At 31.3% G+C, this 246-nt stretch carries 1 pseudogene; it reads left to right on the forward strand.

What is annotated here, in order from left to right:
* Window positions 1-246, forward strand: a pseudogene (locus OL66_RS04165) (replicative DNA helicase); the annotation flags it as partial.

Raw genomic sequence — 246 nt, forward strand, 5'->3', positions numbered from 1 at the left:
TAGTCCTTCTTTTGAAAACCAGGATCCTTATCATAAACATCTATACTACCAAGAAATCTTTGATAAATTAAGGAAATTTATGTCCTTTATACCTCATCCCTCCGATAAGACTTTGTTAACTTTAAATCAAATGGCTTCTTGTCATCCTGAATTTTTTGACACCGATAATCAATCAAAACAAAAAATTCAAGAAGAATATTATCGCTTATCGGAAACTTTTAAAGGACTCAACCAATCCACAAAAGG

The organism is Chrysanthemum yellows phytoplasma (genome assembly GCF_000803325.1).
GTDB classification, from domain to species: Bacteria; Bacillota_I; Bacilli_A; order Acholeplasmatales; family Acholeplasmataceae; genus Phytoplasma; species Phytoplasma asteris.